The 17,742-nt window shown below is 72.2% G+C and carries 13 protein-coding genes, 4 tRNA genes and 2 pseudogenes; 6 read left to right on the top strand and 13 right to left on the bottom strand.

What is annotated here, in order from left to right:
* Positions 1-3: 3 nt before the first annotated feature.
* From H297_RS0127230 to H297_RS0127220, 3 genes are read right to left on the bottom strand one after another with little or no spacing between them, the layout of a single operon-like run.
* Positions 4-663 carry a hypothetical protein gene (locus H297_RS0127230; protein WP_027739628.1) on the bottom strand — a complete coding sequence of 220 codons (660 nt, stop codon included), beginning with the start codon at positions 661-663 and terminating at the stop codon, positions 4-6.
* Positions 664-711: 48 nt separating this feature from the next.
* Entirely contained in the window at positions 712-1,623 is a 912-nt protein-coding gene (locus tag H297_RS38695; RefSeq protein WP_037795524.1) for a phosphorylase family protein, read from the bottom strand.
* Positions 1,620-3,377: a hypothetical protein gene (locus tag H297_RS0127220; protein ID WP_027739626.1), complete on the bottom strand. Its 1,758-nt coding sequence runs from the start codon at positions 3,375-3,377 to the stop codon at positions 1,620-1,622. The genes H297_RS38695 and H297_RS0127220 overlap by 4 nt, the downstream gene beginning before the upstream one ends.
* An 84-nt stretch (positions 3,378-3,461) precedes the next feature.
* Here H297_RS0127220 and H297_RS0127215 point away from each other — a divergent pair, with 84 nt between their 5' ends.
* On the top strand, positions 3,462-4,184 hold the full coding sequence (locus H297_RS0127215) for an NUDIX hydrolase (RefSeq protein WP_027739625.1): 723 nt from the start codon (positions 3,462-3,464) through the stop codon (positions 4,182-4,184).
* A gap of 343 nt (positions 4,185-4,527) precedes the next feature.
* Here the strand turns inward: H297_RS0127215 and H297_RS0127210 are convergent.
* The 4 genes from H297_RS0127210 to H297_RS0127195 form a co-directional block, all read right to left on the bottom strand.
* Positions 4,528-4,600 (bottom strand) — tRNA-Lys (locus H297_RS0127210).
* Positions 4,601-4,714: 114 nt separating this feature from the next.
* A complete protein-coding gene (locus H297_RS0127205) occupies positions 4,715-6,859 on the bottom strand; it encodes a DEAD/DEAH box helicase (protein WP_027739624.1) in 2,145 nt (714 codons plus the stop codon).
* 202 nt (positions 6,860-7,061) lie between these two features.
* Positions 7,062-7,760: a hypothetical protein gene (locus H297_RS0127200; RefSeq protein ID WP_027739623.1), complete on the bottom strand. Its 699-nt coding sequence runs from the start codon at positions 7,758-7,760 to the stop codon at positions 7,062-7,064.
* 144 nt (positions 7,761-7,904) lie between these two features.
* Positions 7,905-8,270 carry a metallopeptidase family protein gene (locus H297_RS0127195; RefSeq protein WP_027739622.1) on the bottom strand — a complete coding sequence of 122 codons (366 nt, stop codon included), beginning with the start codon at positions 8,268-8,270 and terminating at the stop codon, positions 7,905-7,907.
* A 183-nt stretch (positions 8,271-8,453) separates the two neighbouring features.
* On the opposite strand from H297_RS0127195, the pseudogene H297_RS42130 reads away from it, so the two are divergent.
* The 4 genes and pseudogenes from H297_RS42130 to H297_RS0127165 all read left to right on the top strand — a co-directional run.
* Positions 8,454-10,129, top strand: a pseudogene (locus tag H297_RS42130) (metallophosphoesterase family protein); the annotation flags it as partial.
* 105 nt (positions 10,130-10,234) lie between these two features.
* A tRNA-Glu gene (locus tag H297_RS0127175) sits at positions 10,235-10,307 on the top strand.
* 224 nt (positions 10,308-10,531) lie between these two features.
* Positions 10,532-10,606: transfer RNA gene (locus H297_RS0127170), tRNA-Asp, on the top strand.
* 4 nt (positions 10,607-10,610) lie between these two features.
* A tRNA-Phe gene (locus tag H297_RS0127165) sits at positions 10,611-10,684 on the top strand.
* Between the two features lie 67 nt (positions 10,685-10,751).
* Here H297_RS0127165 and H297_RS0127160 read toward each other — a convergent pair.
* The 6 genes from H297_RS0127160 to H297_RS0127135 all read right to left on the bottom strand — a co-directional run bounded on the left by H297_RS0127160 (position 10,752) and on the right by H297_RS0127135 (position 17,123).
* On the bottom strand, positions 10,752-11,864 hold the full coding sequence (locus H297_RS0127160) for a membrane protein (RefSeq protein ID WP_027739619.1): 1,113 nt from the start codon (positions 11,862-11,864) through the stop codon (positions 10,752-10,754).
* An 84-nt stretch (positions 11,865-11,948) separates the two neighbouring features.
* Positions 11,949-12,791 carry a cytochrome c biogenesis CcdA family protein gene (locus tag H297_RS0127155; protein ID WP_199787267.1) on the bottom strand — a complete coding sequence of 281 codons (843 nt, stop codon included), beginning with the start codon at positions 12,789-12,791 and terminating at the stop codon, positions 11,949-11,951.
* Positions 12,791-13,633 carry a thioredoxin domain-containing protein gene (locus H297_RS0127150; protein WP_027739617.1) on the bottom strand — a complete coding sequence of 281 codons (843 nt, stop codon included), beginning with the start codon at positions 13,631-13,633 and terminating at the stop codon, positions 12,791-12,793. The genes H297_RS0127155 and H297_RS0127150 overlap by 1 nt, the downstream gene beginning before the upstream one ends.
* A 55-nt stretch (positions 13,634-13,688) precedes the next feature.
* Complete coding sequence (locus tag H297_RS0127145; RefSeq protein WP_027739616.1) at positions 13,689-14,168, bottom strand: hypothetical protein; 480 nt, start codon at positions 14,166-14,168, stop codon at positions 13,689-13,691.
* Positions 14,169-14,416: 248 nt separating this feature from the next.
* Positions 14,417-14,836, bottom strand: a complete 420-nt coding sequence (locus H297_RS0127140; RefSeq protein ID WP_158693755.1) for a hypothetical protein — start codon at positions 14,834-14,836, stop codon at positions 14,417-14,419.
* A 55-nt stretch (positions 14,837-14,891) separates the two neighbouring features.
* Positions 14,892-17,123, bottom strand: coding sequence for a tetratricopeptide repeat protein (locus H297_RS0127135; RefSeq protein ID WP_027739614.1), 2,232 nt, complete (start codon positions 17,121-17,123; stop codon positions 14,892-14,894).
* A gap of 282 nt (positions 17,124-17,405) precedes the next feature.
* On the opposite strand from H297_RS0127135, the pseudogene H297_RS38685 reads away from it, so the two are divergent.
* Positions 17,406-17,742, top strand: a pseudogene (locus H297_RS38685) (hypothetical protein); the annotation flags it as partial.

Genomic DNA, 17,742 nt, shown 5'->3' with positions numbered 1-17,742 from the left:
GACTCACGTCGAGGGGTTGACCGGCGAACTGCCCACCCAGGTCGCGTCGAAGAGCTGCAAGGCGATGGCGTACAGAACGCCCGGTGCTCGCGCGTAGAGGCACGGTGAGTTCCTGCCGTGCATGGAACTGCTGTAGAAGGTGAGGTAGGCGAAATGGTCCGTCGCGATCACTCGGCAGGTGTGGGGCGTATCGAATTTTCGAAGTTCGAAGTTTCGCTGAGCGCCTGCGGCCCGGGAGACATAGCTGATGTTCGTCTCGACCTGCCTCCGGAGGAGATCGGGAGTGAAACCCGCGTCGAACATTCCCACGTCGCGCGAGCGCCGCTCAAGCCATGAGCCGGCCCCGGGGTGCGGGTCGGGAAGGAGAACCTGTACCGAATCCATCGGCAGGGCACCCGTCCACACCGGGGAGAATGCCTCACGTGTGAGTACGTTTCCACGCCCTGCCAGCACCTTGATCCAGCGGGCCCGGCTCAGGTCCCGGGCCAAATCCGGCTCTGCGGCGGACTGGTGACGGTACACACGGCCGAGGCCGGTGCCCGTGCAACGGGAGCCGAGGGCGACCAACCACCATAGTGGGCGTGAGCCGCGTAGCAGTCCGAGAACGAGCACGATCGTACTGGCCGCTAAAGAGCTGAGGACCCCGAGCAGAAAACCGGTCATCCGAACCCTCCCTGCGTTGTGAGTGGTCTACTGGTCCCGCAGATGCGCTCAACACAGGTAGTGCAGGAGTTGCTGCAGCACGTGCGCCGCGTTGCGCGCCGCAAGCTCGTGGTGTCCGTGGCCCTTGTTCTCGTCGGCGTTGTCGGATACGCCACGGACGACCACCCAGCCGGGGTTGTGCTCGCCATGTACGGAGTTCTCCTGCCAGTACTGACTCAGTCCACCGGCCTCCATGTCCACCGCCAGAACCTTCTCGTTGTAGGTGCTGAGGTAGCTGCGGATGTCGCTTTCCCGGTCGGCGATCACAGCCTCGCCCGACCCGATGACTCCCGGATAGACCTCGAACATGTCCGACGCATGTGAGGAGACTTGACCATTGATCCGCGCGGGGGTTCCGTGATCGGCGAAATAAGCATTCACACCATGGATTACCGATGCTGGGGCCTGGCGGTGCTCCCCACGACGTCGAACATTCCCGCCGGGATTGATCTTGCGGTTCTCGTAGTAGACGATGTCGGTCGCGACGATGACGTTGCCGATCCGGGCATGCGCCTTGTGGATGCCTCCGCCGACGCCGACAAGGGCCCACAGTCGTGGACTGTAGTTCCGGCGCAGATTTTCGAAGGCGGCCATCGTCGATCGCTGTCCTTGACTCTGGCTCTGCGTAGCCACGACTCGGATGTCCGCATCAGGGCCAGCACAGCGGCCCTGATAGAAGAAGAGTCCACCGGGCGCCCTGTGACGCTCCAGCTGCAACTCGTCCACCACTGCCCGCAGTTCCTCACTGAGAATCGCGACGACCCCAATGTCCCAGGCGTCGGCTCCCTCGAAGCCCTGTGCCGAGTGGGTACCGGGCTCGGGCGAAGGTGCGCCCCCGGTGACTTGTGCATGCTCCCCGATGGCATTGTTGGTGAAGACGTTGTTGTTTCCGCGACTGAAGATGCCGCGATTGGTCGTCATGATTCCCCTCCGCTGCTCTGAGCGCTTGAACCAGGTGGTGCGCCCGCGGGGCCGCCAGCTTGAGCTCCGCTGCCTACCGCATTGTTGGTGAAGGTATTGTTGTCGCCTATGTTGACGATGCCACTACTGATGATCTTGAGTGCTCGGTCGTTGAAATCGGAGATCTCCACGCCCCGGGAGCGCAGAAAGTCGCCGGCCGCCCGGAGCAGGCGCCACTCGATCGTCTTCATTTGACCGAGGATGTGGCTCTTCTCCAGCTGTATCTTGGGCCATGCTTGTGACATCTCCTGCCGGATGCTGACCCGGGTTCCGATCAGCACATTGCGAATCCGTGCCCTCGTCAGATCACGAGGGAGCAGCGCGGCTTTGCCCAGGGTGTAGGCGTAGCGAGCGATCCGCCATAGCCGCGGAATCTCTTGCGGCAACTTGGCGATTTCCCCGAATGCGGCCCAGATGACGGCTGGTGCGCCGTGCTGCCCGAACTCCGTGACTCGCTGGAAGGACCTGGGCGTGTGTGAGAGCACGCATGCTGCCGTGGAGATGCTCAGGGTCCGCCCCTGCACATTGACGTGCAGAAGCAGAGTGGCGACGAACTCCCCGCCGCCAGTGGGTGTGATGACCTCGAGGAAGTGGTGCTGCTTGGCTCCTGGCGTGTCGATGATTTCCCGCATGTCGAGCTCGCCGATCCGCCGGGGCAGCAGAGCACGATCGGCAGCGACGTCGGTATCCGCGACATAGACGCGGTCGCGCACCTGTGCAGGAAGCCGGACGTCGAAATCATCCGCCGCCAACTCCCCGACTGCTTCCCGTAAATGATCGACCAACTCGTGCGGTTGGAACGGAGGCGTGGGGTGCTCACGCTCGTGCAAGGGTTCCTCGTCGTCACCGGGACGCAGCAGTTGGATGCTCATCGGCGGGTTCCACTGATAAACCAGTTCCCCGGCCCCGACAAACGGTGACGCGTCGCCGAAGACGGTGAACATGGTCAGGTCGTCCTCGTCGTCCTCTTCCTCGGTGTGGCGGGAACGGCAGTACACGACACAGACGTGCTGCTGCTGCGCATCCGCAGCCCGTTGTCGACGGGACAGCCTGCGTGGCCTGAGGCTGCCCGCCCGGAGAATGCGGTTCAGCAACACCTGGCGCAGGGCTCCGACGGCAAGACACACAACCAGAACTGTTCCGAGCAACAGCAGGGCTAGAGCACCGTCGGCCGGGTACAGCGTCGCGACGGCCAGGCCGGTGAGAGCCACCGTGAGAGCGGTCCAGCCGAGGCGCCTGAGCTTGCGCCGTATCTCTGGATCTCTTTCGGTGAAGATCAGCGCGAGGAGACCGCGCCGTCCCCGCTGTTCCCGTCGCTGTGCCGGCACGCGGCGCCGCGCCTTCTGCCCGAAGCCTGGGTCCGGGCCCGCCTCAGGGAGCGATCTCGCGAGGTGAATGTGCCACAGAAGAGCGATACCGCACATCGCCACGATGGCAGCGGGTGCGGCGCCCGCGAGGGCCGGGCCGCCCACCGCCCCCACAAGCGTCACGCGATGCAGTGCGCTCAACGCTGCGGCCCGCCAGGCGTGATGCATGACCGGAACGATGTCGAACCCGTACGAGGGAGCGACGCGGCGGTGCGGGGCGGTGCACACCTCGTCGATCACCAGGTCACGGAACCGTTCGTCCACGTAGACGCCGGCGCATAAGTGACGAGTGGCCGTGGTGGGTTCGCCGGGCGCTTCCTTGGCTGGTGACGCGTGGGAGGTGATCATGCCCGTCCCCTGGGTCGCGTTATGGTTCAGGTGACCTTAAATGTTCAACGCGTTATAGTCAATACGACCTTTAAGGGGTCCCCGGTGGATGACTGGCTCAATCACTCCACGGAGGTGGAAGCGTCTTGGGTGACAGCCGATCTGACGATCTTCACCATCCGGGACGGCCGGCTGATGGTCCTCCTGATCGAGCGCGGCGTAGAACCCTTCCTGGGTCGCCCCGCGCTACCAGGTGGGTACGTACAGAAGGACGAGACTTTGCGCGAGGGGGCTCAGCGTGAACTCTGGGAGGAGGCGGGCATCGACGGTAGCCGCCTGCATCTCGAGCAGCTGGGCGCCTACGGCGATCCCCGGCGTGATCCCAGGGGCCGCGTCGTCACGATCGCCTACCTCGCGTTGGGGCCTGACCTTCCCGCTCCCACTGGCGGCACCGACGCTAGACATGCCTACTGGTTTCCCGCGTCAGAACTGGCCGATGACCAAGAAGCCTTGGCATTCGACCATGTATCCATCCTCGCGGACGCGCTGGAACAGATTCGCGGGAAGCTGGAGTACACCGCTGTCGCCACGGCCTTCTGCGGCGAAACCTTCACGCTGAGCGAACTACGCACGGTGTACGAAGTCGTCTGGGGGCAGTACCTGGACCCGAGCAACTTCCGCCGCAAGGTGCTCAACACCGCGGGCTTCGTCCAGTCGACGGGAGCCCAGCGGCTCCCCGCGGCCGGACGTCCCGCCGCCCTCTACCGTCGCGGGAACGCCTGGTTGCTCAGCCCGCCCCTGCTGCGCAACGGGGGGAAAGCGAAGTAGAGGAAGTAGAGGAAAACGCCGTCAGGTCCCGTGCGCCGCGACCGCTCTCGCGGCGCACGCCGCGTCGGCAGCGGCGAGCCCGAGTCGGAGGCGCAGGGCCAGGATTGGCAGGCGACCTCGCACTCACTGCGGCTTCGCACCCGAGCCGGCGCGGTGAGGCCGACTGTGAGGTTGCCGACATAGCTGTGAACCGGCCGGCTGGAGCCCAGGCGTTCGCCCTACCTGCGATGGTTGGTCTCTCCTGCTCACGCACAGCACCCCAAAACCCCGAAGCGCCCGGACCGATGATCTCGGCCCGGGCGCTCCCTCGCAGGTCAGCGGGCGAAGCCCGCCCCGTCGACGGTAGGCCGTGTGGGACTCGAACCCACAACCAATGGATTAAAAGTCCACTGCTCTGCCAATTGAGCTAACGGCCCGCACCGAGCAGCATAGCCCGGCCGTCCGGCGCAGTTCGAAGGCATTCCGGGTTGCACGCCATCGGGGCTGCGGTCGGGCCGGCATACGGCGGCTCGGCAGCGGGCCGCGCGGGGTCAGCCGTTGCGCTTCCAGCGGGGCTTGTCGGCGCGGCGGTCCGTGGTGCGGGGGGCGCCGCGGCCGGGGCCGTGGGGGGAGCTGGAGCGGTGGTCGCCGGTACGGCCCTGGGGGCGGCGGTCGTCGCGGCGGTCCCGGTGGAAGGAGCGCTCGCCGCCGCGGAAGCCGTCCCGGCGGACGGGGCGGTCGCCGGCGTCACGGCGGTGGCCGTCGCCGCGGTAACCGCCACGGTCGCCGTCCCGGCCGTCCCGGCCACCGTCGCGACGGTCACGGTCGCGGTCGCGTCCGCCGTACGGACGCTCGTCACGACCCCGGTCCCGGTCGCGGTCCCGGCGGAAACCGCCGCGGTCACCGCGGTCGCCGCGGTCGCCGCGGTCGCCGCGGTCGGAGGAGCGGCGGTCGCCGCGCTCGCGGTCGTCACGGCCGTAGGAACGGTCGCCCCGGTCCCGGCCGTACGGGCGATCGCCGCGGTCCCGGTCCCGGTTGCGGTCCTTGCGGTCGTACGACGGACGGCCGCCGCGGTCGCGGTCGCGTTCGGCGCGCTCGCGCTCGCGTCGCTCCGCCTCGGCCTTCGCCTGGCGGGCGGCCTCGGCGCGGGCCTCCTCGGCGGCCTGGGCGGCCTCCTCCTCGGCGGCGGACGCGACGGCGGCGTCCGGGTCCTCGCCGCGCTCGCGGGCGGCCCTGGCGATCAGCAGGGTGGCCTCCTCGCGCAGCTCGGCGGCCCGGTGCTGGAGCTTTTCGAGCTGGCGGCTGAGCTTTTTCGCCTCGCGCTCGGCCTGGCGGGCGGTGTTCACGGCGGAGTCGGCCTGGACCTCGGTGAGGGAGCGGGCGCCGACGATGCGGGCCACGTCCTCGTCGAAGACGTCGCCGCGGCCGATGAGGTGCCGGGAGGCGTCCACCCCGGCGTCCTCCATCAGCCGGAAGATCTGCCGCCGCTGGTGGGGCAGCGCCAGGGAGACGACCGTCCCGGACTCGCCGGCCCGCGCGGTGCGGCCCGAGCGGTGCAGGTAGTCCTTGTGGTCGCCGGCCGGGTCGACGTTGAGGACGAGGTCGATGCCGTCGACGTGGATGCCGCGGGCCGCGACGTCGGTGGCGACCAGCACGTTGACCTTGCCGTCCTTGAAGTCGGCCAGCGTGCGGGTACGGGCGCCCTGCGTCATGCCGCCGTGCAGTGCGTCGGCGCGCACGCCTACCTCACGCAGTTGTTCGGCGACGCGGTCGGCACCGAGCTGCGTGCGGACGAAGACGATGGTGCGGCCCTTGCGGGTGGCGATGGCGGCCGTCACCGGCGCCTTGTCGCGCGGCTTCACGACGAGCACGTGGTGCGTCATGGTCGTCACCGCACCCTGCGCCGCGTCGACCTCGTGGGAGACGGGGTCGACCAGGTAGCGCCGTACCAGCGAGTCGATCTCCTTCTCCATCGTGGCGGAGAAGAGCATCCGCTGGCCGCCCTCGGGGACGAGGTCGAGGATCTCGGTCACCTCGGGCAGGAAGCCCAGGTCGGCCATCTGGTCGGCCTCGTCGAGGATCGCCGTGCGGACGTCGTCGAGGGAGCAGGAGCCCCGGTTGATCAGGTCACGCAGCCGGCCCGGGGTGGCGACGAGGACGTCGACGCCCCGCTCCAGCGCGGAGATCTGGTTGGCCATGGAGGTGCCGCCGCAGACGACCTTCAGCTTGAGGCCGAGGGTGTCCCCGTAGGGCTGGAGCGCGTCGGAGACCTGCATCGCCAGCTCGCGGGTGGGGGTGAGGATCACACCGCGGGGGCGCTTGCGCTCGGTGCGGCCACCGCTCAGGCGGGCCAGCAGGGGAAGCCCGAAGGAGAGGGTCTTGCCGGAACCGGTACGTCCACGGCCCAGCACGTCCTTCCCGGCCAGTGCGTCCGGAATGGTGGCGGCCTGGATCGGGAACGGCGCGGTCACACCGTTCTGCGCGAGCTTGCGGACGACGGACTCGGGCAGCCCGAGGTCCGCGAACGTGGGAACCGCCTCCTCGGCCTGCGCCTCGGCGGTCTCGGCCAAGGTTTCGGCCGTCTCGGTCGTTCCGGCCGTCTCGGGGGCCTCGGCCGTCTCGGGGGCTGCTACGGCAGCGTGCGACGCGTCGTCCGCGGGTACGGGGTCGACGGCGTCAGCGGTGGTGACAGACATGCGAAATGCGAACCTTCCGGAGTCACTGGCACGCGCCCATAACTCCGTGAAATTCGCAAGGAACCGCCTCGATGCGGTCAGCCACGGCAGGAGAGAACGCGCCACACGGCGCGCTTCGATGGGGGCGCCGGGCAAATGGGATCAAACGATCTACCAGCATACGCGGCCCGCGCTGCACGGTGCAAACGGGGGTCCCGCGGGCTCATGCCGGGTGCGGCAGGGACTGCGGGGAGAGGGTGTCGGCACCTCCCCCGACCTGCGACCGGGAGGCTCCGCCGGGTGACGCCGTGGTGCGTGTCGGCGACGGGTCCGGGTCGGGCTCGCTCGGGGTGGGGGACGGCGACGTGGTCGGGGAGCCGGAGTCGCCGCCCGAACCGTCCGAACCCCCGGTGCCGCCGCTCGGCCGGGGCCGCGGACGCCCGCGGTCGCCGCCCGAGTCCCCGCCGGAGGAGCCGGTACCGGCGGACGCACCGGAGCTTCCGTCGCCGCCGTCTCCGCCCGTGCTGCCGCGGCCCGCGGAGTGCGCCACGTCCTTGCCTTTGTCCCGCTTGCCCTGCCGGTCCTGCTGGTCGCGTTCGCCGTGCCCCTCGCCCGCGCCCCGGCCGCGCCCGTCGTGGCCGGCGCCGCCGTGCCCCTGCCCGGGGACGCGCCCGTCGCGGTATCCCGCGCCGTCCAGACCGCCCTCGGGTTCCGTCGCGCCGCTGTGGTCGTCCGAGCGGCTCCCCACGGGTACGGTGCGGCCGTCCCCCGCGTCGTCGGCACCCTGCACCGTCATGCAGCCGCTGAGCGTGGAGACGGCCGCGAGCACCAGCGCGCCGACGGTCGTGGACCGGGCGACGCGGCCGGTGCCGGACGCGGAGGACGGGGGAGGAACAGGGGAGGCGGGATGGGACAGGCGCACGGCGGGACCTCCTGCGCGGGTTACGGCCAGTGCAGTGCCCAACTCCCCGTCACCCCAACAGGTCACGCTTCGCAGCGCTCACGGCGCGTCACAAGGCGCTCGACCGGCCCGCACGCGCCCTGGTTCCCGGGGCGGGGCCGCGCCTCAGCCGTAACCGAGCGCGTGCAGCCTCTCGTCGTCGATGCCGAAGTGGTGGGCGATCTCGTGCACGACGGTGATCTCGACCTCCGCCACGACACCCTCCCGGTCACCCCCGTGATCCCGCTCGGCCAGGCGCAGGGTGGGCCCGCGGTAGAGGGTGATGCGGTCCGGCAGGACACCCGCGTACCACTCGCCGCGCTCGGTCAGCGGCGTCCCCTCGTACAGCCCGAGCAGCTCGGGATCGTCCGCGGCCGGCTCGTCCTCGACGAAGACCGCCACGTTGTCCATGAGCCGGGTCAGTTCGGGCGGTATCCGGTCGAGCGCCTCGGCGACCAGCTCCTCGAAGTCCTCACGCGTCATCTCCAGCACGCGCCCATTGTCGGCCAGCCCGCCCGCTGACGTCCTCCCCCGGTCACCGGACACCTGCCCGCGTCCGCCGTGACAGGACTCACGCCACGTCCGCAGCCGCGGGGCCCATGTGCCCCGGAGCGGGCGTACGGGCCCCCGCCCGGAGCGGGCGCATCGCCCCGCCCGAGGGGCACACCGGCCGACATGGCCGGCGTTGCCTCCCGGCTGTCGCGTGCCCTGACGCGCCGGTACCGGCAACACGTCGCACGGCTGAGGATCCGTCGCCCGGAGCCCCGGCGCCGCCTCCGGCCCGCCCTCCCGCCGGGCCGGGCCGTCCTTGCGGCCGCCCGGTGGAGGCCACCGTCGACGGGGCCCGGGCCCTGCCGACGCGCAGCCGTCCTCGTCGTCGTCACGCTGCTCGGGGCCGGGCTGCCTCCTCGTCGTCGGAAACGTCCGTACGCCGGTCGGCCCGGTCGACACTGCGGCCCTCCCTCACCGGGGGATCAAGGCCGACGTCTCCCCGCTGGGCGCACTGGAACTGCGCAGCCACGCCGCCCCACTGCGGCTGGACGTGGACGTCGACCAGCTCGACCAGGAGCGTGCCGCGACGCTCGTCGACCATCCCGAGCGGATCGAGGGACTGGACGACGAGATCACCCGGGACGTCGGGGCGGGTGCGCTGGACCTCGGGCTGCGCTCGGCCGTCGCCGTACCGTCCGGCTCCTGCGCCCTCGCCCTGGCCGTCCACCGCCGCCCGCGCACCGCACTGGCCGCCGACGGCCTCTCCCTCGCACTCCTGGTGGCCTCCGCCGGGACCACGGCGGCGATGTGGAACCCGAAGTCGGTGCTGGAGCCCGGGTTCTCCGGCCTGCTGGCCGTGGTGGGCAACGCGCGCAGCATCGCGACCGAGTTCGACGTCTTTCACAAGGAGTTGGCCGCCTGGTGACGAACGTCACCAAGCTGTACGACGCGGTCTCCGCCCTCCCCGCCTACCAGCCCGACCCCTCGACGACGCGCCTGCTGCACGTCTCCGACATCCACCTCGACCCGGCCGTCTGGCACCTCGTCCGGTCGCTGGTCGAGCAGTACGGCATCGACGTGATCGTCGACAGCGGCGACACCCTGGACCACGGCACCGCCGCCGAGAACCGCTTCCTCGACCCGCTCACGGACCTCGGCGCCCCCCTACGTGTGGGTCCGCGGCAACCACGACTCCGCCACCACGCAGCGGGCCGTCGAGAACCTGGACGGCAAGGACGGTGCGCAGGTCCACGTACTCGACCGGGGCGTGACCGTCGACGTGGCGGGCCTGCGGATCTCCGGCTGGGGCGACCCGCAGTTCGCCCCGGACCGCTCCGTGGCGCCCGAGGGGGACCCGGCGGAGCGGTCGGCCGTTCGCGAACTGGCCGCCACGTTGCGGGCCCAGCACGCGGCCGGCCCCCCCGGTCGACATCGCGGTCGACATCGCGGTCGGCCACGATCCGGTACTGGCCAGGCAGACGGAAGGCCGGGTCCCGCTGGCCCTCACCGGGCACACGCACAACCGGCGGACGGAGGTGCTGCCGCGCGACACCCGGCTGGTGACCCAGGGCTCGACCGGCGGCAGCGGGCTGCCTGCCGTCGAGGGCGAGCACCGGGACAAGGGGCAGGCCTCCGTCCTCTACCTGGACCGATTCACCGGACGGCTCCAGGCCTGGGACGAGCTCACCCTGGGCGGCCTCGGCCTGTCCAAGGCGGAGGTCTCCCGCCACCTCCCGGAAGAGGTGCAGCCCGGCTCACCCCCGTCCCGTCCCTGTCGCCGTCCCCGCCTTCGTCCCCGTCAGGGTCCGGGTCGCGCGGTAGAGCCCGGCGACGGGCCGCTGACCCCCGCACCGACCCGACGCCGCCATCGGCTACGGCACACGAAGTTTTGGCGAACGGTCCGCGCATCCCATATGCTGCCGAAGCCTGCCGTAGCGCTGTCCGGGCGCTCGGCCGAGCCACTCGCCCTCATCGTCTAGTGGCCCAGGACGCCGCCCTTTCAAGGCGGTAGCACGGGTTCGAATCCCGTTGGGGGCACCCTTGCAGGACCTTCGCCGAAGCCCCTGGTCGCTCTCGTCCGGCCAGGGGCTTTCGCATGTGCACACACCGCCGCGAGCCGCACTGCTCCGGTACGGGGCAGCCCCTCGGGTCTGTTAGTCTTTTCCGGCGACGTCACCCCTGCTGGGGAGCCCCCGGGAAGCCGCGAAAGCGGTTGGGAGCACGGGTCGCACTGTGCGAGACTGGAGCTCGCACGAACGCTTGGTCCTGTGGAGCAGTTTGGAGTGCTCGCCACCCTGTCAAGGTGGAGGCCGCGGGTTCAAATCCCGTCAGGACCGCTGCGGCTGGGTAGCTCAGTTGGTACGAGCGTCCGCCTGAAAAGCGGAAGGTCGCCGGTTCGACCCCGGCCCCAGCCACACCGCACGAGTCAGGCCCCGTTCCGTTTGGGACGGGGCCTGTTTCGTGCGTGGGGTGGGGGGCGGGTCAGCCCGGGGCGGCGGCGTGGGCGGCGGTGCGGTCGCGGCCGCCGGGGTGGCGGTGGCGCCAGATCCAGAAGACGCCGCAGGAGACGAGGGCCCAGGCCGCGAGGACCAGGTAGGGCTGGAGAAGCTGGTACTCGGGGAAGTAGACCGCGGTGTGCTGGGCGTTCACGGAGGCGCCGGGAGGCAGCCAGCGGCCGATCTCGCCGAGGACGGAGGGCAGCAGCGGCCAGGAGACGGCGCCGCCCGAGGAGGGGTTTCCCAGCAGGACCATGACGCCCCAGGTGGGGGCCATGGCCCAGCGTCCGATGAGGGTGTTGAACATGGTGAAGACCATGCCGCTGGTGAACATCGTCAGCGCGAGGATCAACCAGGAGTGCACGAAGGGCAGTTGCAGTGCTCCGAGTCCCCAGTCGACGACGGCGGCGATGACGAAGCCGCCGAGGAGCGCATAGGCGGCCGTGTAGGCGATGCGTTCGGGCGGGTTGAGCCCGCGGGCGTGGACGCTGAGCTGGATGGCGCCGACGAAGCCGATGATGACGGCGGCCAGCGAGATGTAGAAGATCGCCAGGCCGCGCGGGTCGCCCTTGGCCAGGGGCTTGAGGTCCCGGACCTGGACGGGCACGCCGATCTTCTTGCCGACCTTCGGTCCCGCCTCCTGGAACAGTTGCGCGACGGAGGCACCGGACGCGCTGGAGACGTCCAGTTCCACGCCCTTGGGCCGCTCGATCCGCATGACCGCGAAGACGCGTTGGGCCTCGATGGCGTGCTCCGCCTGTCCGTGGTTGCGGAAGTGGCGCAGAGCGAGGGAGGAGCCCAGCGCCTTCTCCATACCCGCGACGAACGCGGCGCGGTCCTGCGCGCTGTCCGGCTTGCCGACGACGGCGACCGGCACGTGGTGCGGGGTCGGATTCGCCATCGCGTACGTGTACGACCCGGCGAAGAGCCCCGCACCCGCGGCGAGGATCAGTACGAGGACGGTCGCCGGGAGGAACGGCGAGTCCTTGAAGTCCCGCCACAGGTCGGGAAGGCTCCGCCGGGCGCCGTGCCGGGCGTGGGTGCGGTGCGGCGGTGCCGGGTCCGGTCGGCGCTCGGACCACTCCGGTTCCTCGCTCATACCCGTCACACTAGGCGGACATATGGGAGGAAACGGGCACCCCCCGCGCGTGCCCGGTGCAGCGGCGCCGCCGCCGTCGCGGGGCTAGGCGCCACCCCCCGCCCGCCGGTGCCGTCGCCCACGCACCGCGGCCACCAGGGCGACGGCGACGGCCGCCGCCGCCAGAACCGCCAGCAGTACCGCGTCCGGCACGGCGTCCCCCACCCGCCGGGCCCAGGTCTCCGCGGCGAAGGCCCCGTCCACATCGGTCAGCCCGGGCAGTCCTGCGGCACCGTCGAAGGCGAGGAAGAGGGCGCCGAGCAGGACGAAGAAGAGGCCGGACAGGAGCGAGGTGGTGTGCATCCGGAACCGGCTGCCGATCGCGATCTCCCTCCCGCGCAGCCACCGCCGCCGCCCCAGGTCGAAGCGGTCCCACAGCGCCGCCAGTACGAACAGGGGTACGGCCATGCCCAGCGCGTACACCGCCAGCAGCATGCCGCCGTAGACCGGGTTGCCGCTCACGGTGGCGACGGTCAGCACGCTGCCGAGGACGGGGCCCGCGCAGAAGCCGGCCAGGCCGTAGACCGCGCCGAGGGCGTAGACGGACAGCGCGGTGGTCGGGCGGATGCGGCCGGAGACCTCCCGCAGCCGGCGCGGGGCGAACCCCAGGCCGACGATCTGCGCCACGCCGAGCGCGACGATCAGCCAGCCACCGATGGGCACCAGCAGCTCGCGGTGGCCGTAGAAGAGGCGGCCCGCGAACGATCCGGCCGCCCCCAGCGGCACCAGCGTCGTGGCCAGGCCCAGGTAGAAGATGCCGGTACGGGCCAGCAGCCTGCCCGTCGAGTCGATCGAGTAGGCGAAGAACGCGGGGAGCAGCAGGGCGCTGCACGGGCTCAGCAGGGCGAGGAGGCCGCCGAGGAAGGCGGCCAGGTATCCGACGTCCATCAGTCCTGTCCCGCCCGCTTCCGGTCACCGGACCCGGCCCCGGCTCCGCCCTTCTTCGCGGCCGCCGCGGCGCGCCGGACGGCGTCGGTGAAGACCTCGTCCGGCTGGGCACCGGCGATGGGCTGCCCGTTGACCAGGAAGGCCGGAGTGGCGCCGGCACCGAGCGCGTACGCCTCGGCGCTGTCCTTCTCCAGCAGCTTCCCGGCGGCCTTGCTCGCGCGGTCGCGGTCGAACCGGTCGAGGTCGCGCACCCCGGCCCGGTCGGCGATCTCGTGGAGGTGGGCGTCGCCGAAGGCGTTCTTCTCGTTGCCCTTGTCGGCGTAGACGGCCTGGTAGAACTGCCAGAACCGGCCCTGCTCGCCCGCCGCGTACCCCGCCAGCGCGGCCCGTTCGGAGCCCTTCCCGAACACCGGGAAGTTGCGCCACTCGATGCGCAGCACCCCCTTGTCCACATACTTCTTCACCAGCTTCGGCTCCGTGTCGCGGGCGAACTTGCCGCAGAACGAGCAGCCGAAGTCGGCGTACTCGATCATCACGACCGGGGCGTCCGCCTCGCCGCGCGCGAAGGGGTCGTCGGCGTCCCGGCGTGCCAGCTTCATCAGCGCGGGGTCGCCGACGGCCGTGTTCTCCGACCGGCCCTCGTCGGCGGCGGAGTTGCCGGACGAGCCGGCACCGCTTCCGCCCGAGCCTCCGGTCCCGCCGGTCATGTACTGCGAGAGCCAGCCGGCCAGCAGCGCGGTCACGGCGACGAGCGCACCGATGACCACACCCTTGCGCGAGCGGGGACGGGAGGACGAGGTGGGGGTGGAGGACGCCTTGGTGGTGGGCGGCTTCGCGGACATACGGAGCTCCTGGAGGAGAGGGAAAGGGGGAAGAAGTGGAGGGGGGAGGGTGCGGTCAGGCGGGGGTGGCGCGGTCGCCGGTGGCGGGGCACGCGGCCTCTCCCGCGAGCCGCCGCACCGTCGCCGCGGCGAGCAGCGCCGACGAGGCCACTGCGAGGACGGGCTGTACCGGCTGCCAGACGGTGAGCGCCCCGGAGGTCCCGAGCGCGAGCAGCACCAGCTTGTTGCAGACGGGACAGCCGACGGCGAAGAAGCTCAGCGCCCCGCCGACGGTGCCCAACCGGGCGGACCGCCGGTCACCGTCCTGGCCGGCGACACGGACGTAGGTGGCCAGCAGCAGCCCCGTCAGGACGGCCGTGAGCGCCAGCGTGGGCCAGGCCCACCACGGGGTGGGCACCGTGCGGCCGAACAGCGGGGTCGGGACGACGGCGGTGGGCACTCCCACGACGAGCGCGGTCAGCGCGGCGGCCCCGGCGGCGGCGCCCCAGCGCCGGGCGGACCAGACCGCGACCGCACGCAGAGCGAGCGGAACCATACGGAATCGACTCCTGTCGAGTACGCGGAGAGACGGACGGAAGGTCGTCCGGGCCGACGCCGACCACACCTCGCCCGTGCGAGCCGGTGGGCACGCGGGGAGGGCGCGTCGAAGGTGCACGCGCCCGAGTACGGGCATCCGGCACGCGGTATCCGGCACGCGGTTGCCGCGTGCTGCTGCCGCGTGCCGACGTGCGTACGGGCAGCCGTGTGCGCCTTCGTACGGGCACGCCGCGTCGGCCGGGGCCTCTACACGCGCAGGACGGAGAGCTCGACGGGGGTGGGGGGCGGTGCGGGGGCGGGGCCGCGCACCGGCGGCCGTTCGTGCGCCGCGCCGATCGCGGTGTGCGACTCGGGGGCCGGGCAGGCGGGCAGCGCCAGCGACTGCTGCTGTCCGGCGGACGGCGCGGCAGGGAGCGCCCCGCCGCCCTCGCCCTTCGACTTGTGACAGCGGGAGGGGCCCGCGTCGTCGGCGGCGGCGAGCGTGCCGGACACGTCCGCGTGGGAGTCGGCGGACGTCGCCGAGGGGGCCGTCCGGTGCGGCGTCCCCGCCTCCGCAGCCGCGGCACCGCACACGGTGAACACGGAGGCGAGCAGCAGCGGCAGCAGCAGCCCGGCGAGCAACGCGGTCCGCTGCCGCGCCCGTGCCACCTGTCCGCCACCACTCATGTCGCCACTGTAACGGGGCCGCTCCGGCGGGCAGCGCCGTCCCCGTCGTCGGGGGTCAGGCGGTCACGTGGCGGAGGGTGTCTGCGAGGGACACGGCCTCCCGCATCCGGTGCGGCTGTTCGCCGTCGTCCGGGGACTGCCCCTGGTCCAGGTGGAAGCGGGCCGTCTCCTGGTCGCCGCGCCGCTCGGCGATCCGTCCCAGGAGGTAGTGCGCGGTGGCGTGACGGGGGGTGTGTTCCAGCACGGGGGCGAGCAGTGCCTCGGCTTCCGCGTACGCCTCCTCCGCGTCGTCGTTGTCCGCACTCCCGTGCTGGCCGGCCTCGCCCGCTGCCGTCCCGTCCCCGGCCGCGTCCCCCGCCTCCGGCGCCACCCGCACGACCAGCAGCTCCGCCAGGTCGACGGCGGGGTCGAAGAGGGTGGCGAGCAGGAAGCCGCTGTAGCCCTGCCGCACGACGGGGTGCACCTCGCACGCGGTGCGCAGCCACTCCACCGCCTCCCCGGTCCGGCCGCGGCCCTTCGCCGCGCACCCCAGCCAGTAGGCGGCCTCGTGCAGCGGGGCGTTGTCCGCGCGGCCCGACCAGGCCAGCCGCAGCGGGGTCTCGGCCTCCTCGTACCGCCGGCGCAGGACGAGTTGTTTGCCGGCGCGCCAGCCGTGGAAGACGCTGCCGCCCTTCGCCGCGCGCGTCCACCAGCGGATGGCCTCCTCCATGTCGCCGTACACGTCACCGGCCCGGTTGCCGACCCAGGCCGCCGCCTCCGGCCTGCCGAACCGGGCGGCCTTCCGCAGCCACGGCTCCGCCTGTTCGGGGCGGTCGGAGCGGACGTGCAGGGCCCCCAGCGCCTCCGTCGCGTCCAGGTCGCCCGCCCGGGCGGCGGCCAGGTAGAGGGGGACGATCGCGGACTCGTCCGCGTAGCACTCCTCGTGGAGCATCCGGCCCAGCTCGTAGGAGGCCGTAGCCGCGCGCGGGTCGTCGGGGACGGCGGCGGCGGACCGGTAGTGGCGGGTCGCCTCCGTCCAGCGGCGCGCCTTGCCGGCCAGGCGGCCGAGTTCCAGGTGGGCTCCGGCGTCACCGTCCTCGGCGGCGGCGCGCAGCCCGGTCACGCGCTGCTGCTCCGCGGCGGAGGGGGCCGCGGGCCGGGCGCGCTCCTTCTCCGCCAGTTCCGCCAGGCGCCCGGCCACTTCGGCAACGGCGTCCTCCCCGTAGCCGGGGTCGTCCGCCAGGCCCGCTGCGGCCGCCTCCAGCCAGCGGCGGGCCTCTGTCAGCCGGCCTTGGGACAGGCAGGTGCCGCCGAGCCGGAACTGCAGGTCAGGGTCGCCGGCTTCGGCGCCGGCGGTCAGCACCGTCTCGTACTCCTCGCGCCGGCCCTGGCCGAAGTGGATGTCGGCGAGGGCCCGGGTGAGCAGCCGTGAGCCGGGGTGGCGCACCAGGGCCTCCGCCAGCACGCGGCACGCGTCCTCGTACCGGCCGAGGTGCCAGTGCAGCAGCGCGTGCCGGACATCGGTACGCGGGTCGTCGAGTGCGCGGGCCTCCCGGTAGACCTCCTCGGCCTCCGGCAGGAAGGAGGGGAACGCGCGGAACCACTCCGGGTCGGCGTCGAGCGCGGCCCGCGGCCCTTCCGGCTCCTCGTCCTCCAGGAGCCGGGCCAGCCGCTCTGCGAGGTCCGCCGTGCGCTCCTCGGGCGGCAGGGCGAACTGGGCGGACAGCTCGGCCACATCGGCCCGGCACCGCGCGATCCAGCCGCTCAGCGTGCCGAGGCGCTCCTCGATCCTCTCGGCGACCTCGTCGTGCGGTGCGGCCAGGGCGAGTTCCGCCCTGGCCTCGTCGGTCCGGCCGCGCGCGAGCATCAAGAGGGCGCCGTCGGTGCGGCACTTCACGCTGCCCAGGGCCGCCCCCGTGGCGTACCACTCGGCGGCGCCCTCCAGGTCCTCCAGCCGCTTCCACAGCAGCTCGGCGAGGCCGAACGCGCAGTCGCCGTCGCGGTCGGCCGCGGTGCGGTACCAGTAGCCGGCGACGGAGAGCTGGCCGCGGTCCCTGGCCACGACCGCGCGCAGCCGCGCGGCCCCGGCCTCCCCTCCCCGTGCCGCCTGCTCCAGCCACGGGAGGGCGTCGTCGACGCGGCCCCGGCCCACCAGGTGGGCGGCGTACCCGTACTGGTCCCCCGCCGCCCCCTGCTGGGCTGCCGCGTGGAGCCGCCGGCTCTCGTCGTCCCACCGCCCGGGGTCGCCGGTCCCGCCGGGTTCGTGTGCGGCGTCGCTGCGTACGGTGTGCGTCCCCGTGGCGGTCATGAGTTCCTCTCGCTGTCGAGCGAACGGTGCGGTACGGAAAGGTGCCTGTCCGGCACTGCCCGGGACCGGCCCGCCCCGGAAGCACGGTCACGCGCGGGGGCGTGGCCCTGCGCGGGGGCGTGGCCCTGCACGAGTGCATGAGCAGGCACGGGGGCGTGACCCTGCGCGGGGGCGTGGCCCTGCACGGGGGCATGAGCAGGCACGGGGGCGTGGCCGGACGCGGCGGGGTGGCCCTGCCCGGCGGCGTCGTCAGGCACAGCAGCCTGACCGGAACCCCGCAGCGTGGCAGGACGCGGCAGCGTCGTCACGCACGGCACCGCGACCGGACTCGGCACCGTGACCCTGCGCGGCAGCGTGGTCGTGCGCGGCAGCGTGACCCCGCCGGGGAGCGTCGTCATGGACGGCACCGTCACCAGACCCGGCAGCGCGACCGGATCCGGGAACGTGAACAGGCCCGGCAGCGCGACCAGACGCGGCAGCGTCCCCATGCGCGGCAGCATGACCGGACGGGGCGTCGTCGTCAGGCACAACAGCGTGACTCCGCCCGGCACCATGACCAGGCGCGGCAGCGTCGTCAGGCACGCCACCGCGACCAGGCCCGACACGGTGGCCGTCCCCG

The organism is Streptomyces sp. CNT360 (genome assembly GCF_000424785.1).
The sequence above is the reverse complement of the archived record's forward strand: the minus strand, read 5'-3'. Positions and strand labels throughout refer to the sequence as shown.